At 59.0% G+C, this 19,301-nt stretch carries 17 protein-coding genes; 10 read left to right on the top strand and 7 right to left on the bottom strand.

The genetic code is table 11. The annotated features are described in order from the left end of the window. Positions 1-9: 9 nt before the first annotated feature. From GOV38_RS16255 to GOV38_RS16245, 3 genes are read right to left on the bottom strand one after another with little or no spacing between them, the layout of a single operon-like run. On the bottom strand, positions 10-525 hold the full coding sequence (locus tag GOV38_RS16255) for a flavin reductase family protein (protein WP_171132072.1): 516 nt from the start codon (positions 523-525) through the stop codon (positions 10-12). After that, a complete protein-coding gene (locus tag GOV38_RS16250) occupies positions 525-1,415 on the bottom strand; it encodes an aldo/keto reductase family oxidoreductase (RefSeq protein ID WP_171209152.1) in 891 nt (296 codons plus the stop codon). Before GOV38_RS16250 ends, GOV38_RS16255 begins: the two co-directional genes overlap by 1 nt. Further along, positions 1,415-2,569, bottom strand: a complete 1,155-nt coding sequence (locus GOV38_RS16245; protein ID WP_171101506.1) for an LLM class flavin-dependent oxidoreductase — start codon at positions 2,567-2,569, stop codon at positions 1,415-1,417. Before GOV38_RS16245 ends, GOV38_RS16250 begins: the two co-directional genes overlap by 1 nt. Positions 2,570-2,675: 106 nt before the next feature. Between GOV38_RS16245 and GOV38_RS16240 the strand changes: the two genes are divergently transcribed. From GOV38_RS16240 to GOV38_RS16220, 5 genes are all read left to right on the top strand, one after another. After that, the gene (locus tag GOV38_RS16240; protein WP_171209151.1) at positions 2,676-3,386 is read left to right on the top strand and encodes a GntR family transcriptional regulator; all 711 of its coding nucleotides are present in this window, start codon (positions 2,676-2,678) and stop codon (positions 3,384-3,386) included. A gap of 12 nt (positions 3,387-3,398) precedes the next feature. Continuing rightward, positions 3,399-4,493: a Gfo/Idh/MocA family protein gene (locus GOV38_RS16235; protein ID WP_171209150.1), complete on the top strand. Its 1,095-nt coding sequence runs from the start codon at positions 3,399-3,401 to the stop codon at positions 4,491-4,493. A gap of 195 nt (positions 4,494-4,688) precedes the next feature. Next, the gene (locus GOV38_RS16230; protein ID WP_171209149.1) at positions 4,689-5,870 is read left to right on the top strand and encodes a phosphoserine transaminase; all 1,182 of its coding nucleotides are present in this window, start codon (positions 4,689-4,691) and stop codon (positions 5,868-5,870) included. 59 nt (positions 5,871-5,929) lie between these two features. Continuing rightward, a complete protein-coding gene (gene serA, locus GOV38_RS16225) occupies positions 5,930-7,525 on the top strand; it encodes a phosphoglycerate dehydrogenase (RefSeq protein WP_171132079.1) in 1,596 nt (531 codons plus the stop codon). Between the two features lie 120 nt (positions 7,526-7,645). Then, a complete protein-coding gene (locus GOV38_RS16220) occupies positions 7,646-8,374 on the top strand; it encodes a metallophosphoesterase family protein (RefSeq protein WP_171209148.1) in 729 nt (242 codons plus the stop codon). Positions 8,375-8,378: 4 nt separating this feature from the next. Here GOV38_RS16220 and GOV38_RS16215 read toward each other — a convergent pair whose 3' ends face one another. Both GOV38_RS16215 and GOV38_RS16210 read right to left on the bottom strand, forming a co-directional pair. Next, a complete protein-coding gene (locus tag GOV38_RS16215) occupies positions 8,379-9,083 on the bottom strand; it encodes a GntR family transcriptional regulator (protein WP_171209147.1) in 705 nt (234 codons plus the stop codon). A gap of 22 nt (positions 9,084-9,105) precedes the next feature. Continuing rightward, the gene (locus GOV38_RS16210) at positions 9,106-10,461 is read right to left on the bottom strand and encodes a formimidoylglutamate deiminase (RefSeq protein ID WP_171209146.1); all 1,356 of its coding nucleotides are present in this window, start codon (positions 10,459-10,461) and stop codon (positions 9,106-9,108) included. Positions 10,462-10,540: 79 nt separating this feature from the next. Here GOV38_RS16210 and hutI point away from each other — a divergent pair, with 79 nt between their 5' ends. The 5 genes from hutI (at position 10,541) to serB (ending at position 16,697) form a co-directional block, all read left to right on the top strand. Continuing rightward, positions 10,541-11,746: an imidazolonepropionase gene (gene hutI, locus GOV38_RS16205; RefSeq protein ID WP_171209145.1), complete on the top strand. Its 1,206-nt coding sequence runs from the start codon at positions 10,541-10,543 to the stop codon at positions 11,744-11,746. Next, positions 11,743-13,278, top strand: coding sequence for a histidine ammonia-lyase (hutH, locus tag GOV38_RS16200; protein ID WP_171209144.1), 1,536 nt, complete (start codon positions 11,743-11,745; stop codon positions 13,276-13,278). The genes hutI and hutH overlap by 4 nt, the downstream gene beginning before the upstream one ends. Continuing rightward, on the top strand, positions 13,278-14,075 hold the full coding sequence (hutG, locus tag GOV38_RS16195) for an N-formylglutamate deformylase (protein WP_171209370.1): 798 nt from the start codon (positions 13,278-13,280) through the stop codon (positions 14,073-14,075). Before hutH ends, hutG begins: the two co-directional genes overlap by 1 nt. Continuing rightward, positions 14,072-15,754, top strand: a complete 1,683-nt coding sequence (hutU, locus tag GOV38_RS16190) for a urocanate hydratase (RefSeq protein WP_171209143.1) — start codon at positions 14,072-14,074, stop codon at positions 15,752-15,754. Before hutG ends, hutU begins: the two co-directional genes overlap by 4 nt. A gap of 67 nt (positions 15,755-15,821) precedes the next feature. After that, entirely contained in the window at positions 15,822-16,697 is an 876-nt protein-coding gene (serB, locus tag GOV38_RS16185) for a phosphoserine phosphatase SerB (RefSeq protein ID WP_171209142.1), read from the top strand. A gap of 4 nt (positions 16,698-16,701) precedes the next feature. Here serB and GOV38_RS16180 read toward each other — a convergent pair whose 3' ends face one another. Together GOV38_RS16180 and GOV38_RS16175 are read right to left on the bottom strand one after the other, a co-directional pair. Beyond that, positions 16,702-19,026: a caspase family protein gene (locus GOV38_RS16180; RefSeq protein WP_171209141.1), complete on the bottom strand. Its 2,325-nt coding sequence runs from the start codon at positions 19,024-19,026 to the stop codon at positions 16,702-16,704. Then, complete coding sequence (locus GOV38_RS16175; RefSeq protein ID WP_171209140.1) at positions 18,984-19,250, bottom strand: hypothetical protein; 267 nt, start codon at positions 19,248-19,250, stop codon at positions 18,984-18,986. The genes GOV38_RS16180 and GOV38_RS16175 overlap by 43 nt, the downstream gene beginning before the upstream one ends. Between the last annotated feature and the right edge of the window lie 51 nt (positions 19,251-19,301).

Raw genomic sequence — 19,301 nt, 5'->3', positions numbered from 1 at the left:
AGATCGCGCTTAGTGCTGCGCGAATTGGCCGAGTTTCCCGGCATAGAAGGTCAGCGCGTCTCCATCGCTCATGCTGGCCTTCAGGACTTTGCCCACCACGATCACATGATCCCCCGCATCGTGATAGGCGTGTTGTTCGCATTCGAACCGCGCCAGACAATCTGGCAGCAGCGGTGTTCCGTTCGCACACCGCTCATGCTGGATGTCGCGCAGAGCGTGAGCGTTCTTCGAGCAGCCAAAGCACAGCTCGGCCTGTTCCGACGATAGCACGTGAACGGTGAAATGGCGCGCTTTGTGGAAATAGGGGAACCGGCGCGAGTTCCGGTCGCCCGCCCACATGATCAGCGGCGGGTCCAGGGACAAAGACGAAAAGCTGTTGGCCGTGATGCAGATCGGGCCATCATCACTGTCACAGGTCACAATGGTCACACCGGTGGCAAAGCGCCCAAACGCGTCGCGCAACGTGCGTGTGTCATCCTTATGCGGCACAAAAGTATGGTTCATGTCTTTCGAGATTGCGTTCATCACGGTACCTCATGCCCAAGCGCCGCCTCATAAAGGCGGTACCAGCTTTCCCGATCCAGTTTGACTTTGAGCGCGTCTGTGGCGCGATTGATCCGGTCCAGATTGTTGGTGCCCAGAACCGGCAGAATACTTGCAGGATGAGCCAGCAGGAAGGCCACGGCAACGGCGGCGCGGTCTACACCGAACTCGGCAGCGATTTCGTCTGCGACAATACCGACGGGCGGGTTTCCGGCCATCAAAAGGCCACCGCCCAAGGGCGACCAGGCCATGATCGGATGGCCGTGTTGTTGATGGAAAGCCAGATCTCCGTTGGTGAACGGGCTGATCTCACCCAGCGAGATTTCGATCTGGTTGGTCACAAGTTGCTTTTTCATCGCCGATTGCAGCAGCGACCAGTCCCACGGACGGAAGTTCGACACGCCAACGGCGCCGACCTTGCCGCTGGCCACAACCTCATCAAGAGCCGCACCGGTTTCATGATGATCCATCAACGGGTCAGGCCGGTGGATCAGCAGCAGATCGATATGATCGGTGGCCATTTCCGACAGCGATGTGTCGACGGATTGTAGGATGTGGGCGCGCGAGGTGTCATAATATTTGACCTTGGCGTGCGCATAGCGACCCATCGGCGCGACGATATCGCATTTGGTGACGATCTCCATCCGTTGCCGCAATGCCGGATTGGCGCGCAAGGCCGCACCCAAAACGGCCTCGGCGGCATAGCCACCATAGATATCGGCCTGATCGAAAGTGGTGATGCCCTGATCCAGACAGGCTTGGATCTTGGCCTCGACATGACTTGCCGACGTATCGGTATCGTCGCCCAGCCGCCACATGCCATAGACAAGGCGGCTCATTTCCAGCGTGTCGGATAGTTTCACACGTTGCATCAGCGACGAACTCCGTTGCCCAGCGGTGTCGCCGGGGTCGTTTCAGGCACGCGACCGTATTCTACAGGCAGCGAGCAGGTTTTCAGATTAGGCAGTACGCGCGCACCAAAGTGTTTGGCTTCGTCAAGGTGCGGATAGCCCGAGAAGATAAAGGCGCGGATGCCCATCTTTTGATACTCTTCAATCTTGGTCATGACCTGATCGGTTGACCCAACCAACGCCGCCCCACAGCCGGACCGTGCCCGTCCGACACCAGTCCAAAGCCCTGGCTCGACATAGCCATATTCATCCGCCAGATCGCGGTTCTTGGCCTGATGCGCCACACCCAGAGATGTGGAATCCAGCGCCCGTTCGCGGATCGCGCGGCCATATTCGTCATCCAGCTTGGACACAATGTAATCCGCGTATTCCTGCGCCTCGGCCTCGGTGTCGCGCACGATCATATGCACGCGCAGCCCGTAATCCAACGTGCGGTCGTAGTTCTCGGCCACCGCATGAACGGCCTTCATCCGTTCTGCCAACTGATCCTTGGTTTCGGGCCACATCAGATAGACATCGCAATGCTCGCCGCACAGATCCAGCGCAGACGGGGAATAGCCCCCGAAATACAGCAGCGGGCCGCCTGTCTGGTAAGGTCGGGCCGGGTCTGTGGTCAGGCCCGAGAAACTATAGACCTCACCTGCATGATTGATCTCATCCTGCGTCCAGGCCTGTTTCAAAATCTCGACCACTTCGCGCGAGCGTTGATACCGGAAGGCGCTGTCAGCTTTTTCGCCAGGGAAGTCGGATGAGATAATATTGACGGTCAGCCTACCCTTGAGCATGTGATCCAGCGTCGCGATGGTGCGGGCCAGCATGATGGGCTGCATCTCGCCGCAGCGTACAGCCGCCAGCAGGTTGATCTTTTCAGTGATCGGCGCGCAACCGGCGACAAAGCTCAGCGTGTCTTGCCCAACCTGATAGGAAGACGGGCACAAGATGTTGCGAAAGCCCTGTGCTTCGGCCTCTTTCACGATGCTGGAACAATGGTCCCAGCTGGACCGCAGATCCCCATCGGGCACGCCCAGAAACTGATAATCGTCCGAGCAGAGCGCGGAAAACCAGGAAACCTCGGCCGCGTCCAGATCGGGCGATGTAATGGGGACGATGGTCATTTAAACGTGGCTCCGTGCGGTTTTGCTTTTTCTCTTGCGTAGCAATCACATTGATGTAGATCAATAGTGTATCAATTTTTTCCGCGACAGAGTGAAGCGCCCGCACGTGTCCCCCAACAGCCGAAACCCAAACGCACTGCCGATCTATGTGCAGATCGCGGAATTGCTGATCCGCGACATCGCCGCTGGTCGCTTGATTGACGGTGAGCGTTTGCCCCCAGAACGCGACATGGCGGCAGAGCTTCAGGTCTCAGTCGGGACGTTGCGAAAATCGCTCGCCGAGCTTGAGAAAAAAGGCATGTTGGAGCGTATTCAGGGCTCGGGCAATTATGTGCGCGACTCTGGCACGCAAAACAGTGTCTATGCCATGTTCCGTCTGGAACTACCCGAAGGCGGTGGCCTGCCGCGCGCGGATGTTCTGTCGGTCGATCATTTGCAGAAGCCAGCGGACCTGCCGCAATTCGGGACGTCGCAGCACGGCTCGCGCGTGCGCCGAATGCGCTATCTGAATGACACAATTATAGCGGTCGAAGAAATCTGGCTGGACGAATCAGTTGGCCTGATCGACCAGAGCCTGCTTTCGGACTCGCTTTATCGCTATTACCAGCACCAGTTGGGCTTTTGGATCACGCGGGCCGAGGACCGGGTGTCGATCCAGGCGCTGCCCGACTGGACACCGGATGGTTTCACCAAACGTGCAGGCCAAATCGCAGGGTATATCGAGCGGTTCAGCTGGTCGGAAACGGCAGAGCCCGTCGAGTTTTCAAAAACATGGTTCGATCCTGATCGGGCCACCTATGTCCAACGTTTGAAGTAAAAGGAAACACCCATGACCCGGACCATCCACTATGGGCTGATCGGATGCGGCATGATGGGGCAAGAGCACCTGCACAACATCGCCTTGCTTGAGGGCACGCGCGTCTCGGCGATTTATGAGCCGGATGCCGAAATGGCCCAAACCGCGCAGGCCATCGCCCCGGATGCGGCACTTGTTGGGTCGGTGCAAGATCTGCTTGCGGTCGAAGATTTGGATTGTGTTGTCATCGTCAGCCCAAATAACCTGCATGTCGATCAGATCTGCGACATTGCTGCGACGCGCCCGTTGCCGTTGCTGGTGGAAAAACCCCTGTTCACCGATCCGCAGGATTTAACGCGGCTTGAGGCACTGGCGCGGGATTATCCCCATCCGATCTGGGTGGCGATGGAGTATCGCTATATGCCGCCCATTGCGGCGCTGATTGATCAAGCGGACGTCACGGGTGGTGTCAAAATGCTGTCGATCCGCGAACACCGCTTTCCGTTTCTTGAGAAGGTTGGGAACTGGAACCGGTTCAACCGCAACACCGGCGGAACCTTTGTCGAGAAATGCTGCCATTTCTTCGACCTGATGCGGTTGATCCTTCAGTCTGATCCGGTGCGGGTCACGGCCAGCGGCGGACAGGCTGTTAACCATCTGGATGAAAGCTATGATGGCGAAGTGCCCGACATTCTGGACCACGGCTATGTGATGGTCGATTTCGCGAACGGAACGCGGGCCATGTTAGAGCTGTGCATGTTCGCCGAGGGCGCGCGCTATCAGGAAGAAATTTCGGCTGTGGGCGTACAGGCCAAGATTGAGGCACTGGTGCCGGGTCCTGGCCGGTTCTGGCCCGAAGATCTGGGTGAACCGCCTGTTCCGCAGCTCATCGTCAGCCCGCGTGCGCCCAAAGGGCCGGTGTCAAAAGACATTCCGGTTGATCCCAAATTGCTGGCGGCTGGGGATCATAACGGATCGACCTTCTATCAGCATCAGGGGTTTCTGGAACTGCTGCGCGGTCAACGCGCGCGCCCGGACGTGACATTGCAGGACGGCATCTGGGCCGTTCGGATGGGTCTTGCCGCGCAACAGTCGCTGAGCACGGGCGAGGCGGTGCGCCTTACGTAAACCTTTCAGATAAGGCGCATGTCCGGCAGAGATTTGCGCCTATCGGAAACTTCAGTTCGCGATTTTTGTCACGAGCCGTGTCGTTTTCGGCGAATGAACCGTCTTTTCTGCTTGCTGACGCTGCGCGCGCAGCATAGCTCTGCCCGTGGGACACCCCTCCCCAACGAGGGGCGTGTATCTGGAAGGGTAATACAGATGACTATCGAACAACCGGCGTCGCGCAATGCCGTGCGCAAACCTGATATGCGGCCGACGAATCCGCGTTTTTCCTCGGGCCCCTGCGCCAAACCCCCTACATTTGAGTTGAATAAACTGGCCGATGCCGCGCTGGGCCGCTCGCACCGTGCTGCTGTCGGCAAGGACAAGCTGAAAGCCGCCATCGAGGGCACGCGTGAGGTGCTGGGCATTCCGGCTGACTACAAGATTGGCATCGTTCCCGCCTCGGACACCGGTGCGGTCGAGATGGCGATGTGGTCGCTGTTGGGCGAACGCAAGGTCGAGATGCTGGCCTGGGAAAGCTTTGGCGCGGGTTGGGTGACCGATGTGGTCAAACAACTCAAGATCGACGCCGAGATCAAAACCGCTGATTATGGGCAGATCGTCGATCTGGCCTCGGTCGATTTCGCCAATGACGTTGTGTTTACCTGGAACGGCACCACCTCGGGCGTTCGGGTGCCGAATGGCGACTGGATCGCGGATGACCGCGCCGGGCTGACCATTTGCGACGCCACAAGCGCCGCATTTGCGATGGACCTGCCCTGGGACAAACTGGATGTGACCACGTTCAGCTGGCAAAAAGTGCTGGGTGGCGAGGCCGCACATGGCATGATCGTCCTGAGCCCCCGCGCTGTTGAGCGGTTGGAAAGCTACACCCCCGCTTGGCCGTTGCCCAAGATCTTCCGCCTGACCAAAGGTGGTAAGTTGATCGAAGGCATCTTTACAGGTGCAACGATCAACACGCCGTCGATGCTTGCGGTCGAAGATTATCTGTTCGCGCTAGACTGGGCGCGCTCGGTCGGTGGACTGCAAGGCCTGATCGCTCGGGCCGACGCCAATGCCGGTGCGGTACATGCGTTCTGTGACCAGAACGACTGGATCGCCAACCTGGCCGAAGACGCAGCGACGCAATCCAACACTTCTGTGTGCCTCAAATTCACCGACCCGCGCATCCAAGATGGCGCAAGCTTTGCCAAGGCCGTGGCCAAACGGCTGGAGGCCGAGAACATCGCGCTGGACATCGGCGCCTATCGTGACGCGCCCGCGGGCCTGCGCATCTGGTGCGGCGGCACGGTTGAGACCTCGGATATCGAGGCGATGTTGCCATGGCTGGCCTGGGCGTTTGAGGCTGAGATCGCAGCGCAAAGCGAAGCCGCCTGACCTTTTTTTCCGGGCCGCGTCTGGCCCGGACTTTCCATACAATTCAAGGACCAGAGATTATGGCCCCCAAAGTACTCGTATCTGACAAGCTCAGCGAAACCGCCGTGCAGATCTTTCGGGATCGCGGCATCGACGTGGATTTCATGCCCGATCTGGGTAAGGACAAAGACAAACTGGCCGAGGTGATTGGTCAGTATGACGGTCTCGCCATCCGGTCGGCCACCAAGGTCACACCGACCATCCTGGAAAAGGCCGACAAGCTGAAAGTCATCGGTCGCGCCGGGATTGGCACTGACAATATCGACAAGGAAGCGGCGTCGAAAAAGGGTGTGATCGTGATGAACACGCCCTTTGGCAACATGATCACCACGGCTGAACATGCGATTGCAATGATGTTCGCGGTCGCACGGCAAATCCCCGAAGCCTCAACCTCGACCCATGCGGGCAAGTGGGAAAAGTCCAAATTCATGGGGATCGAGCTGACCAACAAGACCCTCGGCGTCATCGGCGCGGGCAATATCGGCGGTATCGTCTGTGAACGCGCGCTGGGCCTGAAGATGAAGGTCGTGGCCTATGACCCCTATCTGGGCGAAGAGAAAGCCGCCAAGATGGGTGTGGAAAAGGTGGAACTGGATGAGCTGCTAGCGCGCGCCGATTTCATTACTCTGCATGTGCCGCTGACCGATCAGACCCGGAATATCCTAAGCCGCGAAAACCTGGCCAAGACCAAGAAGGGCGTGCGTATCGTCAACTGTGCCCGGGGTGGTCTGGTGGACGAAGAGGCTCTGGCCGAAGCGCTGCAATCGGGCCATGTCGCCGGCGCGGCCTTTGACGTGTTCAGCGAAGAACCGGCCAAGGAAAACGCCCTGTTCAACCTGCCCAACGTGGTCTGCACACCGCACCTTGGTGCGGCGACAACCGAGGCACAGGAAAACGTGGCGCTGCAAGTTGCCGAGCAGATCTCGAACTATCTGCTGACCGGCGCGGTGGAAAACGCGCTCAACATGCCCAGCGTGACGGCGGAAGAAGCCAAGGTCATGGGCCCATGGATCAAGCTGGCCGGTCATTTGGGCAGCTTCATCGGTCAGATGACGGATGAGCCGATCAAAGCGATCAACATCCTCTATGACGGGGTCGCTGCCGAGATGAACCTGGCCGCGCTGAACTGTTCGGTCGTGGCGGGTATCATGAAAAAGTTCAACCCCGAGGTAAACATGGTCTCGGCCCCTGTTGTTGCCAAAGAACGCGGTATTCAGATCTCGACCACCAACCAGGACAAATCCGGTGCATTTGAGGGCTATATCAAGGTGACCGTCGTGACCGAAAAGCGCGAGCGTTCGATTGGCGGCACCGTGTTCAGCGACGGAAAACCGCGCTTTATCCAGATCAAAGGTATCAACATCGATGCCGAGGTCGGTGCTCATATGCTCTATACCACCAACGAAGACGTACCGGGTATTATCGGTGCGCTGGGGCAGACGATGGGCGAGCACGGCGTGAACATCGCTAACTTTACACTGGGCCGCGCCGCCGCAGGCGGGGAAGCGATTGCGTTGCTCTATGTGGACGAGCCTGTCCCTGCAGAGGCACGCGCCAAACTGGCTGAGACAGGGCTGTTCACACAGATCAAACCGCTGCAGTTCGATGTGGCCTGACCCAAGCTGTTGAGTTTCTGAGACAGTTTCATGCCCGCTCTGAACCCAGAGCGGGCATTGTCTTTTTTCTCAATAGGATTTGCGTCAGAAAGCAACCATTCAAACCGTTGAGGATGCCCCATGACAAACCCGATCTACGCAGTTGGTGACCTGCATGGGCAAACGGCCGAGTTTGATCGTGCGATGTCGCTGATCTCGGAAGACGGCGGGCCGGACGCACGGGTTGTTTTTCTGGGTGACTACGTTGACCGGGGACCGGACAGTCTTGGCGTAATCGACCGTCTGATCTGTGGCAAGGATGCCGGGCGCAACTGGATTACACTTCTCGGCAATCATGACAGGATGTTCGCCTGGTTCATGGAGGATATCCCACGTCATGATCCGCATCTGTTGGTCGGCTACCATTGGCTGCATGACCGCTTGGGCGGGATCGAGACGCTCAAGAGCTATGGTGTTGAGTTCGAGGGGCAGATCCGGCTTGAGGATTTGCACGCGAAGGCGAAAGCTGCCGTTCCTTACTCACACGAGGCATTCCTGCGGGATCTGGTGCTGATGCATCAAACGCCAGACCTCGCTTTTGTACATGCGGGAATTCGACCAGGCGTCGCTTTGAGTGCGCAAAATGCAAACGATCTGGTTTGGATTCGGCAGGAGTTCCACAATTTTATCGGAGCGCATCCTAAGTTGATAGTACACGGTCACACCCCTGTTGATGCAGCTACGCATTATGGCAACCGGGTCAATCTGGATACAGGTGCTGGCTATGGCCATCCTGTTTCCGTCGCAGTCTTCGAAGGCAAAGACTGCTGGCTTTTGACGGATCAAGGCCGTGTTCCTCTGCGGGCCTAAGTCCTTAGATTTGAGTGGTCATCCGGTACCCTGCGCCGAAATAGAGCTTTGCGAAAGTCACTGGCGCCCCCTGCAGCCAGGTGATCCGCTCGGCGGTGAAAACCGGCTCATCTTTGGGAAGGTCAAGAAAACCGGCAACCGTTTCATCGGCGCGGCTGGCCAGAAAGGACAGCTCGACATTGGTGAAAGGCACGGTCTGAACCAACCACTCATTCGGGCCTAATTCGGCGAAATCGGCTGCCAAAACCTGCGGCACGCTTGCGGCATTGATCCAGCGGTCTTCGAATTGGAACGGGGTGTTCCCGGAAAAGTGCATGCAGCGCACATGGGCAACCTGTTGACCTTTGCGCAGAGCCAGACGCGCGCATAGCCATTCCGGTGCGTCGAGAATTTCGGTTGAGACATGGGCATAGCGATAGACGCCACCAGCCGCAGTGACTTCATCGCGCACGAGCGGAATAGTGAATTTGGCCTGCCTCTGCGGCGCGCGCAACACGCGGGTTCCGGCCTTGCGTCGTCGCTCCAGATACCCTTCCTCGGCCAGCTCTCTCAACGCGCGGTTTACCGTTGTGCGGGTGCAGGAAAAGCTGGTCGCCAGCTCTTCTTCGTTGGGCAGCAATGTGTCGGGTTGCCATTCGCCCGAGCGGATACGCTCCAGCACGGTCTGCTTGATGTCTTTGTAACCGGTTATGTCGTTGGATTGGGTCATTCAGGCTCTGATACTTGGGGTTTCAGACATTTTGCAAGAGATCACGCATCGCGGCGCGATAGGCGGGCAGGATGGCGTCGCGCTCGATATGCCGCCCGCCCCGAACCATGTGCCGCCCAGCGGACCACAGATCGGTGACCAACCCGTCAGGCGCGGCGAAACACAGACCATCCAGCACTTGATCATCCTTCAGCGCGCACAGGGTCGGGTGGGAGCGGTCGATGGCGACAAGATCCGCCAGATATCCCGGAGCGATCTGACCCGCCTTCCGGGCGAGCGCCTGTGCCCCGCCGAGCGCCGCGCCGCAATACAGTGTCTGGCCAACCGATCCAGCCTCGGGCACTAGAACTGCCCGCGCCTTATCCCGCAGGCGTTGGGAATACTCCAACATGCGCAGCTCTTCCGGGGCCGATATCCGTATGTTGGAATCTGAGCCGACGCCAAACGCCCCTTGCGCACGCAGATAGGTGGCTCCGTTGAAGATACCGTCGCCCAGATTGGCCTCGGTGATCGGGCAGAGACCAGCCACGGCACTGGATCGGGCCATTGCGATCGTTTCCGCATCGGTCATATGGGTTGCGTGGATCAGGCACCAGCGGTCGTTTATATCGGCATTGTTCAACAGCCACTGCACTGGTCGTGCGCCGAGGGCGTTTTGCACATCCTCAACTTCTTTGACCTGTTCGGCGATGTGAATATGAACCGGGCCGTCCGTGGTGTGATCCAACACCTCGCGCAGATCATGCGCCGAGGTCGCCCGTAACGAATGTGGCGCAATGCCAATTGCGCTGTCGGGCAGGGGTAAGCGGTCGCGGCAGGCCTCTAGCAAGTTGAGATATTCATCCACGCGATTTCCAAACCGCAACTGCCCGCTCTCAAGCGGCTGCTGTTCGACACCGCCATAGGTATACAGCACCGGCAAATGCGTCAGCCCGATTCCGGTCTGTTCAGCGGCAGCAAAGATGCGCTGGCTAAGCTCGCTTTCGCTGTCATAACGCTGACCGCCGGGTTGATGATGGACGTAGTGGAACTCTCCGACCGAAGCGAACCCGGCCTCTTGCATCTCAAGAAAGGCCAGTGCGGCGATGGACTGAATGTGATCAGGCGTCAAACGATCCAGAAACCGATACATCAAGTTGCGCCATGTCCAAAAGCTTTCGCGCCCGGCAACACGGGTTTCGGTCATCCCGGCCATCGCGCGCTGAAACGCGTGGCTGTGAAGGTTCGCAAGCGCGGGAAGCAATACACTGACCCGGGTGTCATGATCCCTGGGTTGTGCAGCCCGTTCGACCTGCGCAATCCGCCCATCTTCGACAATCACACGGATATTTCTGGCCCATTCAGAGCCTAACAAAGCGGATTCGGCAAAGATCGTCACAGCGTTCTCATTTTGTGTAGTAATAATATTTTTATACGTATACAAAAATTTCACACGAAGGGAGTCCAAAAGAATCGCGATGACGGAAAAATCTGTGATTTTCTGCCGGTCTTTGGCCACGATGGACGGCCCCCGGGCCTATGGTATGATCGACAACGGCGCAGTCGCCATCGAAGCCGGACGGATCGCTTGGGTGGGCGTGCAGGCGGAGCTGCCCGCAGAATACAATCAGTGGCCACGTGTTGATGACGGTGATCGCCTCATGACGCCTGCGTTGATTGATGCGCATACTCATGTGGTCTTTGGCGGCAATCGCGCGGTTGAATTCGAGATGCGGTTGAACGGGGCATCTTATGAGGAGATCGCCCGTGCCGGAGGCGGAATCCTGTCCACAGTGAACGCAACCCGTGCCGCCAGTGATCAAACCTTGCTGAGCGATGCGCTGACCCGCGTTGACGCTCTGATCGCCGAGGGGGTCAGCTGCATCGAGGTGAAATCCGGCTATGGTCTGGACCGCGAAACCGAATTGCGAATGCTGCGAGTGGCACGACAGATCCCCGAAAAGCGCAATGTTAGGGTCAAAACAAGCTTCCTCGGGGCCCATGCCGTTCCCCCGGAATACGCGGATCGCTCAGATGCCTATATCGATGAGGTCTGTATTCCGACGCTGCGCGCGGCACATGCCGAAGGGCTGTTGGACGCAGTTGACGGGTTCTGCGAAGGCATCGCTTTTGACGCCAATCAGATCGCGCGCGTGTTTGATGCCGCGAAAGCGCTGGGCCTGCCGGTGAAGCTGCACGCTGAACAGCTGTCGAACCTCGGAGGTGCCAAGCTCGCAGCATCTTACGGAGCGTTGTCCGCAGATCATATCGAATACTTGGACGAGGATGGCGTGGCCGCGATGGGTGATGCCGGAACGGTTGCAGTCCTTCTGCCCGGTGCGTTCTATACATTGCGCGAAACGCAGGTGCCGCCGGTTCAGGATCTACGCCGCCACAACGTGCCCATGGCGTTGGCGACGGACTGCAACCCTGGCTCGTCTCCGCTAGCGTCTTTGTTGCTGACCGTGAATATGGGTTGCACCTTGTTCCGACTGACACCCGAAGAAGCGCTGGCCGGCGTCACCAAAAACGCAGCCCGTGCGCTGGGTTTGGATGACACAGGCCGCATCGTGCCGGGATTGCGGGCGGATCTGGCCGTCTGGGATGTCACACACCCGACCGAGCTAGCCTATCGCATCGGATTCAACCCGCTTCACGCGCGGTTGGTGGGAGGGCGGACATGACGGAACTGACCCTGACGCCCGGCTCTGCGTCGCTGGAACAGCTTGCGCAGATCTATTGGGACGAAACACCCATCCGTCTGGACCCGGCCTGCAAGCCCGCAGTGGACAACGCAGCACAGCGCATTGCCGAGGCCGCCGCTGGAGCGCAAGCCGTTTACGGTGTGAATACCGGGTTTGGAAAACTGGTCAGCCACAAAATCGCGCCCGAGGACACCTCGACCCTGCAGCGCAATCTGATCCTCAGCCATTGTTGCGGCGTTGGCGAGGCGGTCCCACGCCGTTTGGTGCGGATGATGATGTCGCTCAAGCTGTTGTCCTTTGGCCGTGGCGCATCCGGAGTGCGGTGGGAATTGATCGATCTGTTGCAACAGATGCTGGCGCGTGGTGTGACGCCGGTGATCCCTGCGCAAGGGTCTGTGGGTGCTTCGGGCGATCTTGCGCCTTTGGCCCATATGACCGCCGTGATCATCGGAGAGGGAGAGGCCGAGGTAAACGGTGCTGTTCTGCCCGGCGCGGATGCATTGACAAACTCAGGTTTAGAGCCTGTTTCTCTGGGGCCAAAAGAAGGATTGGCCTTCATCAACGGCACCCAGTTTTCAACCGCATATGCGCTTGGCGGTTTGTTCCAGGCTTGGCGCGCTGCACAAAATGCGTTGGTCGTGTCGGCCATGTCGACCGACGCGATCATGGGTTCGACGGCGCCTTTGCAGCCCGAAATCCATGCGCTGCGCGGGCATCGGGGGCAGATCAATGCAGCAGCGGCGATGCGGGAGGTTCTGGCAGGGTCGGAGATCCGTGAAAGCCACAGGGACGGGGATACGCGCGTCCAGGACCCATATTGCATCCGCTGTCAGCCGCAAGTCACCGGCGCGGCGCTGGATGTGATGCGTCAGGCGGCAACAACGCTGGTGACTGAGGCGAATGCCGCAACAGATAATCCTCTGGTACTCAGCGCGCCTGAGGCCATCGTGTCTGGTGGTAACTTCCACGCAGAACCAGTGGGGTTTGCCGCAGATATGATTGCCTTGGCGATATCCGAGATCGGTGCCATCGCGCAGCGCCGCATTGCCCTGATGGTCGACCCGGCGCTCAGCTTTGATCTGCCGCCATTTCTGACACCGGAGCCAGGGCTGAATTCGGGGCTGATGATTGCCGAGGTTACGACCGCAGCTCTGATGAGCGAGAACAAGCATCTGGCCAACCCTTGCGTCACCGACAGCACCCCAACCTCGGCCAATCAGGAAGACCACGTCTCGATGGCTGCGCATGGGGCCCGGCGGTTGCAGCGGATGGTTGGAAACCTGAACTATGTTCTGGGGATCGAACTGCTTTGCGCGGCGCAAGGTATCGAATTCCGCGCGCCCTTGACCACAAGCGCGCCGCTGCAACGGGCCATCGACCGACTACGCGTCGAGATCCCGTCGCTGACCGACGACCGCTATCTCGCACCCGAGCTGGAAAAGGCCCGCGCATTGGTCGAAAGCGGCGACATTTTACACGCAGTCGCAAGCCCGATGCCGGAGCTGTCATGATGCAGGTCGTGTCTGTCACAAGGGGCCAAAGCCCGATCGTGTTGGGGCAACCGCATGGCGGGACCTATGTTCCCGATGACGTTGCCGCCCGTCTGAACGCAAACGGGCGGTCGCTGAAAGACACAGATTGGCACATAAATAGGCTCTATGAAGGGCTTCTAGCCGATGCAACCGTCGTACAATCCCATGTTCACCGTTATGTGATCGACGCAAATCGGGATCCAAACGGCGTATCACTCTATCCGGGCCAGAACACAACCACGCTGGTGCCCATGACGGATTTCGACGGCCAGCCGATCTGGCGAGACGAACAAGAGCCGTCAGTTGATGAGATCGAAGCGCGGCGGCACGCCTATCATGCGCCGTATCACGCGGCGCTGGCTGAGGAGTTGCACAGGGTCAAAGCCCGTCACGGTATCGCTGTCCTATTCGATTGTCATTCCATCCGCAGCCGCATTCCATTTCTGTTCAAAGGGACCTTGCCTGACCTCAATATCGGAACCGACAACGGTGTGACCTGCGCGCCGAATATAGAGTCTGTTACGCGTGAACTTGCAGCATCCTCACCGTTTGGCACGGTCCTGAACGGCCGTTTTCGTGGGGGCTGGTCGACCCGTCACTATGGCCAACCGGAAGCTGGGATACACGCCATCCAGATGGAACTGGCGCAATCGACCTATCTGACCGCCGAAACTGAACCTTGGGCTTTCGACTCTGGCAAGGCCAATCGTCTGCGCCCGTGGTTGCACGATATTCTGACCGCCATCCAAGACACAGCTTTGGAGCTTGCCCCATGACCGATCCCCGCAAAAACACACGCGATATCTTCCCCCCGACCGGCTCCGAGTTGAACGCCAAAAGCTGGCTGACCGAGGCACCGTTGCGGATGTTGATGAACAATCTGCACCCGGATGTGGCCGAGAACCCGCATGAGTTGGTGGTCTATGGCGGCATCGGACGCGCGGCGCGGACATGGAAGGATTTCGACACTATTGTTGCTGGTTTGAAGGATCTGGAGGCGGATGAGACGTTGATTGTCCAATCCGGTAAACCGGTCGCGATCATCCGCACTCACACCGATGCCCCTCGCGTTTTGATCGCCAATTCAAACCTCGTGCCCCATTGGGCGACCTGGGACCACTTTAACGAACTCGATAAAAAGGGCCTGATGATGTACGGCCAGATGACGGCTGGGTCGTGGATCTATATCGGCACGCAGGGCATCGTGCAGGGTACTTATGAGACCTTTGCTGAGGCTGGACGCCAGCACTATGGCGGTGATCTGACCGGAAAGTGGATCTTGACCGGTGGTTTGGGCGGTATGGGTGGTGCGCAGCCCTTGGCCGCTGTCTTTGCGGGTGCTTGTTGTTTGGCGGTGGAGTGCAACCCTGACAGCATCGAGTTTCGCCTGCGCACCAAATATCTGGACGAAAAAGCCGATACACTGGACGACGCATTGGCGATGATCGACCGCTGGACCAAAGCGGGGGAGGCAAAGTCTGTCGGGCTGTTGGGCAACGCGGCCGAGATCTTCCCAGAGATCTATCGCCGCATGACCGCAGGCGGCATGCGCCCAGATATCGTAACCGATCAAACCAGCGCGCATGATCCGATCAACGGCTACCTTCCTTTGGGCTGGTCGATGGCCGAATGGCGAGAAAAGCGAGAAACAGATCCTAAAGCAGTGGAAAAGGCAGCTCGCGCTTCAATGAAGCAGCATGTGGCCGCGATGGTGGATTTCTGGAATGCAGGCGTGCCCACGCTGGATTACGGCAACAACATTCGTCAGGTGGCGCAGGATGAAGGGCTTGAAAACGCCTTTGCCTTTCCCGGATTCGTACCAGCCTATATCCGCCCGCTATTCTGCAAGGGGATCGGGCCGTTCCGGTGGTGTGCCTTGTCAGGTGATCCCGAAGACATCCACAAGACCGACGCCAAGATGAAAGAGCTGTTCCCCGAGAACACGCATTTGCACCGGTGGCTCGACATGGCCTCGGACCGTATCGCGTTTCAGGGGCTTCCGGCGCGCATCTGCTGGATCGGGTTGGGCGACCGTCACCGCGCTGGTTTGGCGTTCAACGAGATGGTTGCAAGCGGCGAGCTGAAGGCACCAGTTGTCATTGGTCGTGATCACTTGGATTCGGGCTCGGTCGCCAGCCCTAATCGCGAGACCGAAGCAATGCTGGACGGATCAGACGCTGTCTCTGACTGGCCGTTGTTGAACGCGCTGATCAATACGGCCAGCGGCGCGACCTGGGTGTCGCTGCATCACGGCGGGGGCGTTGGCATGGGGTTCAGCCAGCATGCGGGTGTGGTGATCTGTGCCGATGGTACCGAGGACGCGGCCCGGCGGTTGGAGCGTGTGCTGTGGAACGATCCGGCCTCGGGCGTCTGGCGCCATGCGGATGCGGGCTACCAGAGCGCCAAGGACTGTGCTCGGGCGCATGGCCTGCGTCTGCCGGGTATTCTGGGTTAGGTCAATCTGTCTCTGGTGAAACGCGGACCCCTGCGTTATGCGCAGGGGAACGAACCGGAGACCCAAGATGTACATTGCCACCCTGTTGACCAATCCCAATGCGCCCACTCTGGAACAGGCCTTGGTCGAGTCACTGCGCAATGCCTGGGGTGGCGGCGACGGGATCTGGCTGAGCCTTGACGAGGCGGCCGAGTTTTCATTGCCAACCGTGCCAGAGAACCTGTGGGACGTCTGGCAAGACCTCCAGAATTCCGGCGTCGACCTGGTCGTGCAACCTGCGGAAGATCGGCGCAAAAAGATGCTGTTGGCGGATATGGACAGCACCATGATCCAGCAGGAATGCATCGACGAATTGGCCGATGAGGCCGGTGTAGGCGCGCGGGTCAAGGACATCACCGCGCGCGCGATGAATGGCGAGTTGGATTTTGAAGGCGCGCTGACCGAGCGGGTAGGGCTGTTGAAAGGCCTCGATGAAAGCGTGATCGACAAGGTTCTGAACGAGCGGATCACCTTAATGCCGGGCGGCAAAGCGCTGTTGGCGACGATGCGGGCAAACGGTGCTTACGCAGCGCTGGTGTCTGGCGGGTTCACGGCCTTTACGTCACAGGTTGCTGCCGAGTTGGGATTTGATGAGAACCGCGCCAATACGCTGCTGGCCGAAGGGGGCAAGCTGACCGGTGATGTGCAGCGGCCCATTCTGGGACGGCAGGCCAAGATCGAGGCGCTGGAGCAGATTTCAACCCGTTTGGGGCTGGCCGAGAGCGACGTCATCGCGGTGGGAGATGGTGCAAATGATTTGGGCATGTTGGGGCGGGCCGGGACGGGCGTGGCCCTGCACGCCAAGCCCTCGGTTGCAGCCGAATGCGACGTGCGTGTCAATCACGGGGATCTGACGGCTCTGCTGTATCTGCAAGGCTATGCACGCAGCGATTTCGTGACCTGAGGTATCAGAACAGATCGAACCGCACCGGGTTTTGCGCCCAGTACACACGCGCGGCCAGCAATAGCCGCTCTTTCGGGTCAATCGACGCTGCAAAGGGCACCGGCACGCCGTATTCCGCGCTAATGTTTTCCAATGCGGCCTGTGTTGCAGGCCCGACCTGACCGTCCACGGCGATGCTGCCACCCAGCTCGTTCAACGCCATTTGCAGGGCTCGATCCAGATCCGTCCGCGAGATGTTGTCGAGCTGTGATCGTGCCTGGCTTGCGGCCTCTTCATTGGGCAAAAGCGCGGCCTTGGCGGCCCGCAAGGCCGCATCCGCCGGGCCAAGCCCCGAGACCTGACCATCGAGAATGATATATGCACCATTTGCTCCGCCCCAGGCGTCTCCTCGGGACAAAGAGGTGTCGTACCAGTCGAGTGCCTCGGCGCGTGTCCTGCCCGGAAGTTGGTCGCGCAGGATCATGCGGGCGATGCTGGCCGGGGCGGTGGGGTGACCCCCCTCGGCGGCGGCCAGAAAGTATCCTTCAGCCTTGTTTAGATCGACTGGATTGCCACCCAGCCCGTTCAGCGCAACATAGGCGAGATTGTCATATCCATAGATATCCTTGCGCAGTTCAGATGCACGCAGATACCGCATTCCGCGTTCCGGGATATAGTGATCCGAGTTCTCGCGCAGGAAATAGAGCCCCAGTTCGTTCATCGAAAAGGTATGACCCAGCTCGACCGAGCGTTCGAGCAGCTCAAAGCCGCGCTTTTTCTCATCGGCGGTTTCGCCTTGGCGCAACAAGTCCTTGCCCAAACGGTGCATAGCATAGGGGTCTTGCTGGGCGGTGCCTTCTTCCAACAGCGCGCGTGCCTTGTCCGGTTCATAGGGGATGCGCGTTACGGCGCGGTCTATGCGGTCGGTGTCCAGCAGAATGGCCAGCGCATATTTGGCCCGGATGTGTCCGGCATCGGCTGCGGCGGAAAAGCTTTCATAGGCGTCCGCAACATTGCCAGCCGCCTGTTGTGCGCGACCCAGCTGATACTGAAACCTGGCAATGTCGGGATGTTCGGCCACAGCTGCGGTACACGCCGCAAGCGCATTGGTTATGTTCAGTTCGTTGGGCAGTCTGAATACGCCGACACCGTTCAGGTCCAGAGCATCGCCAGCCTCAAGGTCGCAGGCATTCAGACCCAGCTCCAGAGAGACATCAACATTCTGGGCGGTTCGATCATCTGTAACGACCTCAACCGTGAACGTGTCAGAGAAACTGTCTACAATCTCTAACGCGCGGGTGTCCGAGATTTCGGGCGTATAGATCACGTCATTTGATTGCGATCGGCTGCCTGTATTCAGGCTGCCGCGATCAGGTGAATCAACAAGACGTACCGAGACGATGTCGTCACCCAAAGCCTGCTCAATGCGTTGCGTCAGTGGAATGGTCTTGTCGAACTGAAGACTCAGGTCCAGCGATTGTGAGCCAGTGTTTTCCACCTGAATTTCCGGAGTCTCGGCCTGCTGTTGGGCCAGATAGAACGGGCGCACCAAAGTCGAGCTTTCCCAAGGGATCTGCTTGCCTGACGTTTTCGAGTGGACCCGTTCACGGATGACAGGGAACAACTGCTGGATGTTGTGGAAGGGCGATGATTTCACTGTCTCCAGAACTGCCGCTGTATAGGGGCTGTTTTGACCCAGGTCGCCGTCACTGGCCACTGCTCCGGGCGACGTGGAATACGCGACCAGAGAATTCAGCGGTGTGCTGAACACGTCAAAGCCCGAGCGGGTTTCAAACAGGTTGGCGTCCAGATCAGCCGCCAGACGAAGATCCTGAAAGGGATTGTCCCGGCAGGAATCCAGAATGGCAACATGCGCAGCACTGCGCGCGGACAAGGTGTCGATTATGCGGTCCAGTGTCATGGTTGCCAGGGGAACATCGTAGATGCTCTCGAACTGCGCATCCACGGGCAGCAAGTAGTTCCGCCGCCCGATCTGAATACCGTGGCCCGCATAGTAGAAAAGCACATCTGCAGCATCGGGGATATTCAAAACGGCCGTGCGAATAAGCTCTTCAAACTCGCGTTTGCTGAGGTCATAGCCGTCATAGACCCTGAAATCGAAGCTGCGCAGCATGTCTGCGATGTCTTGGGCGTCCTTGCGCGCATTGCTGAGATCACCAACAACGTCATAGTCCTGATTGCCGATGACAATCGCAATGCGATTGCCGCCGACCGATTGCCCCAACGCATCGCCCACCGATTGGGCGTGAGATGCACCCGTTAGGACGAGTGCAACCAGAGCCGGGGTCAGAGCGCGCGCTGTTTTGCGCGCAAGGCTGTGCCGTGACATGTCGCGCCCCTTTTCAGATCAACCCCAGCTATCGCCACCGCCACCGCCGGTACCACTGCCACCGCCGGATCCACTACCACCACCGGATCCACCGCCGGCACCGCCGCCACCTGATCCGCCGCCGCTGCTACCACCGGCACCGCCGCCGCCTGATCCACCACCGCTGCTACCACCGGAAGATCCACCGCTGTCGCCACCAGAACTGCCACCGGAGTCTCCGCCACCCGAGCTTCCGCCGTCTCCGCCTTCGCGGTCTTCGCCGCCAATGCTGGGCT

Origin of the sequence: Ruegeria sp. HKCCA5839 (assembly GCF_013035585.1) — a bacterium.
GTDB lineage: Bacteria > Pseudomonadota > Alphaproteobacteria > Rhodobacterales > Rhodobacteraceae > Ruegeria.
This window is presented reverse-complemented; position numbering and strand designations above follow the sequence as displayed.